The sequence below is a fragment of the Blastomonas sp. SL216 genome, from assembly GCA_026625625.1.
Lineage (GTDB): Bacteria > Pseudomonadota > Alphaproteobacteria > Sphingomonadales > Sphingomonadaceae > Blastomonas.
The window spans coordinates 153,993-166,415 of sequence record CP113055.1; the positions used below are offsets into that span (position 1 = coordinate 153,993).

At 65.0% G+C, this 12,423-nt stretch carries 12 protein-coding genes; 5 read left to right on the top strand and 7 right to left on the bottom strand.

What is annotated here, in order from left to right:
• Window positions 1–107: 107 nt before the first annotated feature.
• The 7 genes from edd to OU999_00835 all read right to left on the bottom strand — a co-directional run bounded on the left by edd (window position 108) and on the right by OU999_00835 (window position 8,148).
• Window positions 108–1,934: a phosphogluconate dehydratase gene (edd, locus tag OU999_00805; protein WAC23770.1), complete on the bottom strand. Its 1,827-nt coding sequence runs from the start codon at window positions 1,932–1,934 to the stop codon at window positions 108–110.
• A complete protein-coding gene (locus tag OU999_00810; protein WAC23771.1) occupies window positions 1,931–2,569 on the bottom strand; it encodes a 6-phosphogluconolactonase in 639 nt (212 codons plus the stop codon). The genes edd and OU999_00810 overlap by 4 nt, the downstream gene beginning before the upstream one ends.
• Window positions 2,562–4,010: a glucose-6-phosphate dehydrogenase gene (zwf, locus tag OU999_00815; protein WAC23772.1), complete on the bottom strand. Its 1,449-nt coding sequence runs from the start codon at window positions 4,008–4,010 to the stop codon at window positions 2,562–2,564. The genes OU999_00810 and zwf overlap by 8 nt, the downstream gene beginning before the upstream one ends.
• Before the next feature lie 184 nt (window positions 4,011–4,194).
• Entirely contained in the window at window positions 4,195–5,055 is an 861-nt protein-coding gene (locus OU999_00820; protein WAC23773.1) for a S1/P1 nuclease, read from the bottom strand.
• A complete protein-coding gene (locus OU999_00825; protein ID WAC23774.1) occupies window positions 5,052–5,459 on the bottom strand; it encodes a hypothetical protein in 408 nt (135 codons plus the stop codon). The genes OU999_00820 and OU999_00825 overlap by 4 nt, the downstream gene beginning before the upstream one ends.
• A gap of 43 nt (window positions 5,460–5,502) precedes the next feature.
• A complete protein-coding gene (gene purL, locus OU999_00830; protein WAC23775.1) occupies window positions 5,503–7,728 on the bottom strand; it encodes a phosphoribosylformylglycinamidine synthase subunit PurL in 2,226 nt (741 codons plus the stop codon).
• 123 nt (window positions 7,729–7,851) lie between these two features.
• A complete protein-coding gene (locus OU999_00835; protein ID WAC23776.1) occupies window positions 7,852–8,148 on the bottom strand; it encodes a hypothetical protein in 297 nt (98 codons plus the stop codon).
• A 201-nt stretch (window positions 8,149–8,349) separates the two neighbouring features.
• On the opposite strand from OU999_00835, the gene OU999_00840 reads away from it, so the two are divergent.
• The 5 genes from OU999_00840 (at window position 8,350) to queA (ending at window position 12,392) form a co-directional block, all read left to right on the top strand.
• Window positions 8,350–8,598 carry an exodeoxyribonuclease VII small subunit gene (locus OU999_00840; protein WAC23777.1) on the top strand — a complete coding sequence of 83 codons (249 nt, stop codon included), beginning with the start codon at window positions 8,350–8,352 and terminating at the stop codon, window positions 8,596–8,598.
• 75 nt (window positions 8,599–8,673) lie between these two features.
• On the top strand, window positions 8,674–9,579 hold the full coding sequence (locus OU999_00845; GenBank protein WAC23778.1) for a polyprenyl synthetase family protein: 906 nt from the start codon (window positions 8,674–8,676) through the stop codon (window positions 9,577–9,579).
• Window positions 9,580–9,612: 33 nt separating this feature from the next.
• Window positions 9,613–10,113, top strand: coding sequence for a pantetheine-phosphate adenylyltransferase (coaD, locus tag OU999_00850; protein WAC23779.1), 501 nt, complete (start codon window positions 9,613–9,615; stop codon window positions 10,111–10,113).
• Between the two features lie 393 nt (window positions 10,114–10,506).
• Complete coding sequence (locus OU999_00855) at window positions 10,507–11,241, top strand: peptidylprolyl isomerase (protein WAC25313.1); 735 nt, start codon at window positions 10,507–10,509, stop codon at window positions 11,239–11,241.
• 119 nt (window positions 11,242–11,360) lie between these two features.
• Entirely contained in the window at window positions 11,361–12,392 is a 1,032-nt protein-coding gene (gene queA / locus OU999_00860; protein WAC23780.1) for a tRNA preQ1(34) S-adenosylmethionine ribosyltransferase-isomerase QueA, read from the top strand.
• Window positions 12,393–12,423: the final 31 nt, after the last annotated feature.

Genomic DNA, 12,423 nt, shown 5'->3' on the forward strand with positions numbered 1-12,423 from the left:
AACACTCTCTTGTCACCCCCGCGCAGGCGGGGGTCCCGCTTCTGCACCGGAGGTTCGAAAAAAGCGGGATTCCCGCGTCCGCGGGAATGACGGGGTGGGCAAGGAGATCACAACCCCGCCATCGCCAGCATCGCCGACGCACCCGCCTCAGCGTTGTCGCTCGACGCGCGCATCAGGGCGAACAGCTCGCGCCCGGTGCCCATAGGCTGTGCGGGCTGGCTCGCGGTCGGGCGCGATTCCCAGTCGGTGCTGGCCACCGCCACGCTGATCGTCCCCGCAACCGCATCCAGTCGCACGACATCGCCATCGCGAAGGCGCGCCAGCGGGCCGCCGTCGCAGGCCTCGGGCCACAGATGGATCGCTGCGGGCACCTTGCCCGATGCGCCCGACATGCGGCCATCGGTGACAAGCGCGACCTTGAATCCCCGGTCCTGCAGCACGCCGAGCGAGGGGGTGAGCTTGTGCAATTCGGGCATGCCGTTGGCACGCGGGCCCTGGAAGCGGACGACGACGACCACGTCGCGTTCGAGCTCGCCCGCCTTGAACGCGGCGATCACCGCATCCTGATCGTCGAACACGCGCGCGGGGGCCTCGATGATCCAGCGCGCCGGATCGACGGCGCTGGTCTTGACGATCCCGCGTCCCAGATTGCCGGTGACCAGCCGCATGCCGCCATCGGGCTGGAAGGCCTCAGCGACCGGGCGCAGCATCGCCTCGTCGCGGGTCGTCTCGGGCGCGGGGGTAAAGCCGAGCGCACCGGCGTCGTCGAGCACCGGCTCCACCGCATAATCGAGCAGCGACTGGCCCGATACGGTCATGATGTCGGTGTGCAGCAGGCCGTTCTGGCCGAGCTCGCGGATGATGAAGCCGATGCCGCCCGCCGCGTGGAAATGGTTCACGTCGCCCGATCCATTGGGATAGACGCGTGCCAGCAGCGGGATGATCGCAGACAGCTCGCTCAGGTCCTGCCAGTCGATATGGATGCCGGCGGCGCGCGCCATTGCGGGCAGGTGGATCGCGTGATTGGTCGATCCGCCGGTGGCGAGCAGGCCGATGCACGCGTTGATGATCGCCTTTTCGTCGACGCACTGGCCGAACGGGCGGTAATCATCGCCATCCCAGCCGATCTCAGTCACGCGATGCGTCGCAGCGCGGGTCAGTTCCTGGCGCAGCCTGGTGCCGGGGTTGATGAAGGCAGACGCGGGCACGTGCAGCCCCATCATCTCCATCATCATCTGGTTGGAATTGGCGGTGCCATAGAAGGTGCAGGTGCCCGCGCCATGATAGCTCGCGGCCTCGGCCTCCAGCAGTTCCTCGCGGCCCACCTTGCCCTCGGCATAAAGCTGGCGGACGCGCTGCTTTTCCTTGTTGGCGAGGCCAGACGGCATCGGGCCTGCGGGCACGAAGATCGTGGGGATATGGCCGAAGCGCGCGGCGGCGATGAACTGGCCGGGCACGATCTTGTCGCAAATGCCCAGCACCAGCGCGCCTTCGAACATGCCATGGCTCATCGCCACCGCACTGCTGAGCGCGATGGTATCGCGGCTGAACAGCGACAGCTCCATCCCGAGCTGGCCTTGCGTGACGCCGTCACACATCGCGGGGACGCCGCCTGCCACCTGCGCGGTGGCGCCGACCTCGCGCGCGAAAATCTTGATCTGCTCGGGGTAGCGGCCATAGGGCTGATGCGCCGAGAGCATGTCGTTATAGGCGGTGACGATGCCGATATTCATCGCCTTGCCGGCGCGGATGGCGGCCTTGTCCTCGCCCGATGCGGCAAAGCCATGCGCCAGGTTGCCACAGGACAGGGTGGGGCGGTTCACGCCCTTGTCGCGTTCGCGCGCGATGAAATCGAGATAGGCCTGGCGACCGGGACGCGAGCGCTCGATGATCCGCTGCGTGATCCGTTCCAGCTCGGGGTGAAGAGAGGTCATGTTTCGCTCCAGAAGATGGTGACCGGTGCCTGCGCGGCCTTGAGCAGCCGGGCGATCGGCAGGTCGCTATGGCCCGACAGCGCGTCGTCCAGCACCTTGCGCTTGTCCGCGCCCTTCAGCACCAACATGATATGGCGCGCGCGCACCAGCGCCGACAGGGTCAGCGACAGCCTGTCGAACGGCGCTTCGGGCGGCAGCGGATCGGGCGTCAGCCGCACCACCTCCAGCGCGCCATCGGCTTGCGGATCGGTATTGGGGAAGAGCGAGGCGATATGTCCGTCCGCGCCCATGCCCAGCCAGATTAGATCGAACGGCGGAGGCGTCGCGCCCTGCTCCAGCGGCACCAGCGCCGCGCCGGTGGGGGCGAGCGAGCGTTCGAGCAGGCCGAAATTGCTCGCGGTATGATCGGTCGGAACGCAGCGGTCATCGGTCAGCCAGACAGCGACATCGCCCCAGGCGACATCCCCGCGCTCGGCCAGTGCCGCCAGGATCGGTCCCGGCGTGCTGCCACCGGGGACGGCGATCGCGCGCGGCTTGCCGCCTGCCAGCATTCCGGCGATGAACGCGGCGATCGCCTCGACCGAGGCGTCAGGCGCAAAATGCGCGCCGGCGGTGGCTAGGGGCGCGTCAGTCATTCCAGCTCACCCCGTCGCGTTCGGTCAGCGCAATGGCGGCGCTCGGTCCCCAGCTTCCCGAACCATAGGATTTCGGCTCGATGGCATTGTCCGCCCAGGTCTTGCGGATCGCATCGACCCAGCGCCACTGCGCCTCCACCTCGTCGCGGCGGACGAACAGCGTGGGTTCGCCATCGACCAGATCGAGCAGCAACCGCTCATAGGCGATACGGCGCTGCGCCTTGGAGAAGGCGGCGGTGAGCGACAGGTCGAGCGGCACTTCGCGCAGGACAAGGCCGCCGCGATCCAGCCCAGGCTCCTTGGCCATCACCAGCAGGCGGACATATTCTTCCGGCTGCAGGCGGATGACCAGCCGGTTGGCCGACAGCTTGCCGCCACGCTGGGCGAAAATGTTGTGCGGAACCTGCTTGAACTGGATGACGATCTCGCTGCGCCGTTCGGCGAGCCGCTTGCCGGTGCGCAGATAGAAAGGCACGCCCTGCCAGCGCCAGTTGTCGACATGCGCCTTGATCGCGACAAAGGTCTCGGTGTCGGACGGCTTGCCCAGATCGTCGGCATAGCCGTTTACCGCCGAGCCACCTACCGCGCCCGCGCCATATTGGCCGCGCACGACTTCGGCAGGCGAGACGGGGCGCAACGAGCGCAACACCTTGACCTTTTCGTCGCGGATCGAGGTCGCGTCGAATTCGGCCGGGGGCTCCATCGCGGTCAATGCGACCAGTTGCAGGATATGGTTCTGCACCATGTCGCGCAGCGCGCCGGTATCGTCATAAAAGCCATGGCGGCCTTCGAGACCAACGGTTTCGGAGACGGTGATCTGGATATGCTCGATGCCATTGGCGTTCCACAGCGGCTCGAACATCATGTTGGCAAAGCGCAGCGCCATCAGGTTCTGCACGGTTTCCTTGCCGAGATAATGGTCGATGCGGAAGGTCCGCTCTTCGGGAAAGGCATGGGCGACAGCATCGTTGATCGCGCAGGACGAGGCGAGATCGTTGCCCAGCGGCTTTTCTAGGCCGATGCGCACCATCTCACCCGCCAGCCCGGCGGACTTGAGCCCCTGGATGGTCGGGGTGAACAGGAAAGGCGCGGTCGAAAGGAAGATCGACATCCCGCCGGAAATATCGCCCAGCCGGTCGGCGAGCGCGGCAAAGCCTTCGATCTTCGAGGCATCGAGCGGCTGATAGCTCAGCTGGTTGAGGAAGCTTGCGATCTTGGCATCGTCCTTGCGCGCCTCGGGCAGGAACTGCGAGAGCGCTTCGCCCGCCATCGCGCGAAAACCCGCGTCATCCAGTTCGCTGCGCGCGGTGCCCATGATGCGCAGATCGGCGGCGATCAGGCCGTCACAATGGAGCGCATAGAGGGAGGGGAGCAGCATGCGCTTGGACAGGTCCCCCGTCGCGCCGAAGAGAAGGAGCGTCCGGGATTGCGCATTCGCCATTACTGAATCCTATCCTTTTTCGTGACCGCAGCCGCAGCGCGTCATCTGTTAGGGTGGGGGTGCGCCGGTGTCTACCGGTCAAACCCCATGTATAGCTATGCATTGTTTTGCAATCGATTGCAATAATCTGAACGGCGTCATAAATCGGTCATCCGCCGCTAGGGAACACGACTTTTGTTGCGTGTCAGCCGAGCGCGCGCTCAAGCTCCGCGGCGAGCCGCAACCCCGCGCGCAGCACCTGCTGGCGCACCACGGGGATCAGCGTTTCGATATCCGCATCGTCGTGGCGCGCGCGTCCGCCGGACGGGATCGCAGGGCCGCATGCCGGGCCATGCTGCGCGGTGGGATAGACGGTGTCGCGCGCGATGCTCCAGGTTTCGAGCGCCCAGTCCTCGACCGATCCGGTGAGATAGGGGCTGCGCTCCGGCGCGGTATAGCGGCGCACCATTGGCGCGCCTTGCGTGATCGCGCGCTCGGCAATCGGACCGTCCCAGAGCCGGTGCAGGTTCATCCGCCCCTCGACAATCCCATAGGATGCGCTCACCCGGTTGCCGCCCAGATCGCCGCGATCGCCTGCGTGCATCGGCTGGTGCATGTCGCCCATGGTGTGGGTGAGCCAGGCCAGAGCCTCCAGCCGGGCGTGCGCGGGCAGCTTGCGGTCGGCCAGCAGCTTCTGGTTGCGCATCACCTGGGCCGGAACGCAGCTGCCATTGGGGCAATTGGCCTTGATGTCGAACGGCTTGCAGATGTCGATGTTCACATAATGCCAAGGCGCGCTGTACCCCCAGCGCAGGTCGTCGCGGCGGATGCAATCGGCCCAGACGCTGGCATCTTCCAGTGTCTTGAGCGGGCATTCGGGTGTTGCCAGCTCCTTTTCCTGCGCGAGCAGCGTCCTGATCCGCGCGCGTACCTTTGGCGAGACATTGGCTTCGGCAATCGCCGCGATGGTGCGATGGCCATAATCGCCCCAGGCCAGGGCAGGGCGTACAGCAAGTGCCGTCATCGCCAGCGCGGCGACCAGAACCAGGCGGATCAGGCGTGTCATCTCAATTCCTTGCGGATCACCAGTTTGAGGCCGGACCAGATGGCATCGACCGCGCAGACCTTCACGTCAACCAGACCCATCGGCAGGGCGATGCTGCGAATAACGTCTTCGGTGATGTCGGTATCCACTTTTGCCGCCTTTTTCGGCCAGCTCACCCAGATAAGGCCATCGCGGTCCATGGCCGCCATCAGCCGCGCCAGTTCGCGTTCCAGCACCGCGCGCTCGGTGGTGAACAGGTGCGCGGCGGCGAAGCCCTGTTCGGGCGAGGCTACCGTTTCCAGCGCCTCGACCTCGGACGTGATCTCCGCCCTGACCGTCTCGGGTATGGCGTCGAACCACATGCGCATGCCGGGCTTCAAGCCCAGCTTGCGCGCGAGCGGCGTGCCGGAATAGCCTGTCGTCATGCCTGTCTCCTCATTCGGACGGCGCGGCGACCGAAGCGAGGGATCAGGCCTCCATCCAGTCGCTGAAGAACGCGAGATTCTGTGCCCGCAGGTCGGTCAGCGTCACCGATTTGCCATTGGCAAAGGCGATGGCATCACCGCCGGTCTCACCGATCACCTCGGCGCGCACGCCTGCAGCCTGGGCGGCCGCCAGCACTGCACCGGCATCGCTGGCGGTGACGGCATAGCGCGCCTGGCCTTCGCCGAACCAGAAGCCTGCATCGCCCTCGGCAGACAGCGTCGCGCCGATGCCCGATGCCAGAGCCATCTCTGCCACTGCAACGGCGAGCCCGCCGTCGGAAAGATCGTGCACCGCACTGACCGCGCCGCTGGCGATCAGCGAGGCAATGACGCCGCCCGATGCCAGCTCCGCCTTGAGGTCGGTCTGCGGCGGCGGCCCTTCGCGGCGACCGTGCAGCACATCCAGCCAGAGCGACTGGCCGAGTTCCGACGTGTCCTGACCGCCGATCAGCACGATGGCTTCGCCGGCGGCCTTGAACGCCAGCGTCATCATGCTGCCCAGATCATCGATCAGCCCGATCGCGCCGATAGCGGGCGTCGGCAGGATCGCGCGGGCGATGCCATCGGGGCCGGTGGTCTCGTTGTAGAGGCTGACATTGCCGCTGACGATCGGCATGTCGAGCGCCTGGCAGGCCTTGCGCATGCCTTCGATACAGCCGACAAACTGGCCCATGATCTCGGGCCGTTCGGGGTTACCGAAGTTCATGCAGTCGGTGGTCGCGAGCGGACGCGCGCCGGTGCTGACCAGGTTGCGATAGCATTCGGCGATCGCCTGCTTGCCGCCCTCAAACGGGTCAGCAAAGCAATAGCGCGGGGTGCAATCGGTGGTGACCGCGAGGCCGCGATTGGTGCCGTGGATGCGGATGACGCCCGCATCACCGCCCGGAATCTGCACGGTATCGGCCATCACCATATGGTCGTACTGCTGCCAGATCCAGCTGCGGCTGGCGAGCGCGGGCGAGGCCATCAGTGCGCTGAGGTCTGCGGCCAGATCGGCGCTTGCAGGCACATGGCCCAGCGGCGCGGGCGGCGGCGTGGTGACATAGGGCCGATTGTAGCTCGGCGCATCGTCGGCCAGGGGCCCAAGCGGAATGTCGCACACGGTCTCGCCCTTGTGCTTGAGCACCATGTGGCCGGTTTCGGTGACGTGGCCGATGACCGCGAAATCGAGCTCCCATTTGCGGAAGATCGCCTCGGCGAAATCCTCGCGGCCGGGCTTGAGCACCATCAGCATGCGTTCCTGCGATTCCGAGAGCATCATCTCGTACGCGGTCATGCCCGTTTCGCGCTGCGGCACATTGTCGAGGTTGAGCTCGATGCCGACCCCGCCCTTGCTCGCCATCTCGACGCTCGAGCTGGTGAGGCCAGCAGCGCCCATATCCTGGATCGCGACGATCGCGTCCGACGCCATCAATTCGAGGCACGCCTCGATCAGCAGCTTTTCGGTGAATGGATCGCCGACCTGGACGGTGGGGCGCTTTTCCTCGCTGTCCTCGCCGAACTCTGCAGACGCCATCGTCGCACCATGAATGCCGTCGCGCCCGGTCTTCGAACCGACATAGACGATCGAATTGCCCGCGCCCGAAGCCGCAGAGTAGAAGATCTTGTCCTGTTCGGCGATGCCCACGGCCATCGCATTGACCAGGATATTGCCGTCATAGGCCGGGTCAAAATTGGTTTCGCCGCCGACAGTCGGCACGCCGACACAATTGCCATAGCCGCCGATCCCTGCGACCACGCCCTGCACCAGGTGCTTCATCTTGGGATGGTCGGGGCGGCCGAAGCGCAGCGCGTTCATCAGCGCGACGGGGCGCGCACCCATGGTGAACACATCGCGCAGGATGCCGCCGACGCCGGTGGCCGCGCCCTGATAGGGCTCGATATAGCTGGGATGGTTGTGGCTCTCCATCTTGAAGATGGCGGCGAGCGGCTTGCCGTCGGGGCCGGGGCCGATATCGACCACGCCCGCATTCTCGCCGGGGCCGCAGATGACCTGGGGCCCGGTGGTGGGCAGCGTCTTCAGGTGCACGCGCGAGCTCTTGTAGCTGCAATGCTCCGACCACATGACGGAGAATATGCCCAGCTCCACCAGATTGGGCTCGCGTCCCAGCGCGGCCAGGATGCGCTGATATTCGTCCGGCTTCAGGCCATGTTCGGCCACGATTTCTGGGGTGATGGTCGCCACGGGCGCTGTCTGGGTCTCGCTCATGGCCCCGCGCTTTACGCGCTGGTGTGCCGGTGGGGAAGGGGGAGAATGCGTGGAAAATTCACCCCCGGGTACAAATTGTTTCCAGTGCGAGCCCGCGCCGGTCGGCGAGCCCGCATCGGAGCGTCAACGGTCGCTGACAACCTCGGTTTCTGCGAGCGGTACGACCGCGCTGCGGCTGAAGCGGACCTGGCTGTCGCCGACGGTTCCGGTGACGCGCTTGTCCGATACGCGCAGGGTAAAGCGCTTGCCCGAACGGGTTTCGGTGCCGTCGATGATCTTGTGGTCCCCTACCATCTTGACGGTATAGACATAACGGTCACCGGCATGTTCGAACGTGACCTTTTCGGGCTCGGCGGCATGGGCGGCAGTGGGGAGCGCCACAAGGGCAAGGGGAAGAGCGAGAAGGCTGTGCTTTTTCATGATGGTCGTCCCTGTTCGTTAGAATTGAACTGCCGTCATCATCCTCTGTTATTGTGCGATGCAGCATGTCAAAGCCCCATGAATTGGGCAAATGCAATTAATGTGTTCGCAGTTGCAACATACGAAACTCGGCGCGGGTGACCTTGTCCGGCCTGCGCAATCGCCTTGACCATGCGCAGGCCAGCGGTCAAAGCTGTGTGCATGAGTGAAGCCCAAGCCATTTCTGCCGATCTGTCGTTCGAAGATGCCCTGAAGGAGCTGGAGGTCATCGTCCGCCAGCTGGAATCGGGCGATGTACCGCTCGATGCGTCGATCAGCCTGTACGAGCGCGGCGACATGCTGCGCGGGCATTGCCAGAAGCGGCTCGATGCGGCGCAGGCGCGGATCGAGAAGATTCGCGTGGGTGCCGATGGCCAGGCTGCAGGCACGACGCCGTTCGATGCGGGCTGATAGCAGCGTGAACGGCCGGGCGATGCACGCGATCAATCAAACCGGCGGCGAGACCGGGGCAGGGGAGCAACAAGAATGACAACCGCCATCAGCGACACCACGCTGGCCGATGCCTTTCGCCAGATTTCCGCCGACGTCGACGCCTGTTTCGATGCCTTGCTGGGCGTCCCCAATGATCCCCGTGCGGTGCTGTATGACGCCATGCGCCATGCGGCGATCGGAGGCGGCAAGCGGGTGCGTCCATTGCTGCTCACCGCCACCGCTTCGATGTTCAATGTCGATCGGGGGCTGGCTGTCCGGGTCGCCTGCGCGGTCGAGGCGATCCATGTCTATTCCCTGATCCATGACGATCTGCCCTGCATGGACGATGACGACATGCGGCGCGGCAAGCCCACGGTGCACAAGGCGTTCAGCGATGCCGTCGCGGTGCTGGCGGGCGATTCGCTGCATGCTCTGGCATTCGAGATCCTGGCCGGCAGCCAGTCGCACCCCGATCCGTTCATCCGATCCGAGCTGATCGTGACGCTCGCCGAGGCGAGTGGCCCCAATGGCATGGCGGGCGGCCAGATGATGGACCTGGAGGCGGAAAAGGCCAAGTTCGACCTGCCCACCGTCACCAAGTTGCAGCGGCTGAAGACCGGCGCGCTGATTGCGGCTTCGGTGGAGATGGGGGCGATCCTGGGCAATGTGCCGATCGAAGGGCGCACGGCGCTGCGCGCCTATGCCCGCGACATCGGCCTGGCCTTCCAGATTGCCGATGACATCATGGACGAGGTCGGCGACGAAGCGCTTGCCGGCAAGGCGCTGCACAAGGATGCCGCCGCCGGCAAGGAGACCTTCCTGTCGCTGCTGGGGCTGGATCGCGCCCGAGAACAGGCGTTTTTCCTGGTAGATCAGGCGGTGGGGCATCTGGCCAGCTATGGCCGCGAAGCGGACCTCCTGCGCGCACTGGCGCGCTATATTGTCGAGCGCGACAACTGACCGCAACAGCGGCATAGCAAAGGGAAGACTATCATGCGGATTGGCGTTTATCCCGGGACGTTCGATCCCATCACGCTCGGCCATATGGACATTATCCGCCGTGGCGCGAAGCTGGTCGACAGGCTGATCATCGGCGTGACCACCAATATCGCCAAGAACCCGATGTTCTCGGATGACGAGCGCATGGAGATGGTCCGGCGCGAGGTGGCGCAGATCCAGGACAGCAACATCACCGTGGTCGGGTTCAGCTCGCTGCTCATGGACTTCGCCGAGGCGCAGGGCGCGTCGGTGGTCATCCGCGGCATTCGCGGGGTCACCGATTTCGAATATGAATATCAGCTCACCGGCATGAACCGCCAGTTGAATGACCGGATCGAGACGGTGTTCCTGATGGCCGATGTCTCGCTGCAGCCGATTGCATCGCGGCTGGTCAAGGAGATCGCGATCTATGGCGGGCAGATCCACCGCTTCGTGACCGATGCGGTGCGGATCGATGTCGAAAAGCGTGTGCGCGAAACCGGGCTGAAAGGGTGAGCCAGCGCACAGCGCGGCCCCCCAAGTTCATTCATGACAGGCTCAGATGCTTTGGCTATAGCCGTGCCCGAAACGGGGCAGGGCGTACGTCGCCGCCCCCGCCTGAATGGAACAGGAATACCCGGTTTTATGCCCAATATCTTGAAATCGCTTGCTGCCTTGTCGTTCATCCCGATGCTGCTCGCGCCGATTGCCGCGCAGGCCCAGGATGCGGCGCAGACCCGGCAGTCCGACATCGAGGCCGACCAGGCGGCCGCACGCGTGGCGCGCGAGGCCGAGAAGGAGGCCACCAAGGTCCGCAAGCAGCAGGAAAAAGAGGCAGAGCGCCAGCAGAAGGATGCCGAAAAGGCCGCTGAAAAGGCTGCCGAGGAAGCCCGCAAGGAAGAGGACAGGGTGGCCAAGGCGGCTGCAAAGGCTGCGAAGGAAGCCGCCGAAGCCCAGGAAGACGAATCCGGCGACAAGGAAAAGGAAGCCCGCAAGGCCGCGCGCGACGCCGAAAAGGCTGCGCAGGAACAGCGCGACAACAATGCTGCCGATGCCTCGGTGGTAGCGCCGTCGATCGTCGCCAGCCCGGACAAGGCCGATCCCGACAACATCCTCTATCTCGATCTGTCGACCGGTGGCCGGGTGACGATCCAGCTTTATCCCGAAATCGCGCCCAACCATGTCGAGCGGATCAAGACGCTGGCTCGCCAGGGCTTTTACGATGGCATCATCTTCCACCGCGTGATCGAAGGGTTCATGGCGCAGACGGGCGACCCGACGGGCACCGGCACTGGCGGATCGGACCTTCCTGACGTCGCTGCGGAATTCAACAAGTTCCCGCATCTGCGCGGCACGGTGTCGATGGCGCGTGCGCAGGATCCGAACAGCGCGAACAGCCAGTTCTTCATCGTCTTCTATCCGCGCTTCTCGCTGGACAACAGCTATACCAATTTCGGCCGCGTCATCTCTGGCATGCAATATGTCGATGTGGTGCCGCGCGGCGAACCGCCCGCAAGCCCGGCGCGCATTCTGCAGGCCTCGCTCAAGTCGCAGAACAAGCCCGAGCCCAATTATGCGGCGGCGGCCCAGCCTGCCGAGCGTGCCATTTCGGTGGATGAGCTGAACGCGCCGATCGAGAACTGATCGCAGCCCGGTCAATATTGCATTCCGTCGCCATTCCCGCGAAAGCGGGAGCCCCGCGCTGGCACCAATCTGGGCCCGGGCGGGGATGACGGGTTTTGCAGGATTGAGTGCACCAGACCATGCGCGTTGACGAATTCGACTTCGACCTTCCCCAGGAACGGATAGCGCTGCGCCCGGTGCGCCCGCGCGATGCGGCCAGGATGCTCCATGTGCACGGCGGCGAGCTGAAGGATGCTTCGGTGCGCGATCTGCCGCGCCTGCTCAACCCCGGCGACTGCCTGGTGTTCAACGATACCCGCGTGATCCCCGCGCAGCTGGAGGGGATGAAGCTGGGCGGCGAGGCGCGGATCGGCGCGACGCTGCACAAGCGCATCGACTTGCGGCGCTGGCAGGCCTTTGTGCGCAATGCCAAGCGGCTGCGGGTCGGCGATGTCGTGGATTTCGGCGCGGGCGTGCTGGCCGATGTCGAGGCGCGCGGTGACGATGGCTCACTGGTCTTCGCATTCCAGGGCGACGAGCCGGTCGAACTGCTGCTGGAGCGCGCGGGCACCATGCCGCTGCCGCCCTATATCGCCAGCAAGCGCGAGATCGATGCCGCCGATCGCGACGATTACCAGACCCGCTTTGCGCAAAAGGACGGCGCGGTCGCTGCCCCCACTGCGTCGCTGCACTTTACCGACCGGTTGATGGGTGAACTTGCCGAAGCCGGGATCGAGCATGCCATGCTGACGTTGCACGTCGGTGCGGGCACCTTCCTGCCGGTCAAGGCGGATGACACGCAGGACCACCAGATGCACGCCGAATGGGGCCGCATCGATGCTGCGACTGCCGATCGCCTCAACGCCGTGCGCGCACGCGGCAACCGGGTGATCGCGGTGGGGACGACGGTGCTGCGCCTGATCGAGAGCGCCGCCGATGACGCCAATATCATCCGCCCGTTCGAGGGTGATACCGCGATCTTCATCACGCCCGGCTATCGCTTCAAGGGGATCGACGGGCTGATGACCAATTTCCACCTGCCGCGCTCGACACTGTTCATGCTGGTCTCGGCGCTGATGGGGCTGGATGTCATGCGCGCGGCCTATGCGCACGCCATTGCCAGCGAGTACCGCTTCTATTCCTACGGCGATTCCTCGCTGCTGTTGCCGTGAATGCGCGACCCTTTGATCTAGTCCATCACTA

Coding starts and splice junctions, on each gene's coding strand:
- OU999_00810 (WAC23771.1), bottom strand. CDS start 2,569: ATGACTGACGCGCCCCTAGCCACCGCCGGCGCGCATTTTGCGCCTGAC.
- OU999_00835 (WAC23776.1), bottom strand. CDS start 8,148: ATGAAAAAGCACAGCCTTCTCGCTCTTCCCCTTGCCCTTGTGGCGCTC.
- zwf (WAC23772.1), bottom strand. CDS start 4,010: ATGGCGAATGCGCAATCCCGGACGCTCCTTCTCTTCGGCGCGACGGGG.
- OU999_00825 (WAC23774.1), bottom strand. CDS start 5,459: ATGACGACAGGCTATTCCGGCACGCCGCTCGCGCGCAAGCTGGGCTTG.
- OU999_00845 (WAC23778.1), top strand. CDS start 8,674: ATGACAACCGCCATCAGCGACACCACGCTGGCCGATGCCTTTCGCCAG.
- edd (WAC23770.1), bottom strand. CDS start 1,934: ATGACCTCTCTTCACCCCGAGCTGGAACGGATCACGCAGCGGATCATC.
- OU999_00820 (WAC23773.1), bottom strand. CDS start 5,055: ATGACACGCCTGATCCGCCTGGTTCTGGTCGCCGCGCTGGCGATGACG.
- queA (WAC23780.1), top strand. CDS start 11,361: ATGCGCGTTGACGAATTCGACTTCGACCTTCCCCAGGAACGGATAGCG.
- coaD (WAC23779.1), top strand. CDS start 9,613: ATGCGGATTGGCGTTTATCCCGGGACGTTCGATCCCATCACGCTCGGC.
- OU999_00840 (WAC23777.1), top strand. CDS start 8,350: ATGAGTGAAGCCCAAGCCATTTCTGCCGATCTGTCGTTCGAAGATGCC.
- purL (WAC23775.1), bottom strand. CDS start 7,728: ATGAGCGAGACCCAGACAGCGCCCGTGGCGACCATCACCCCAGAAATC.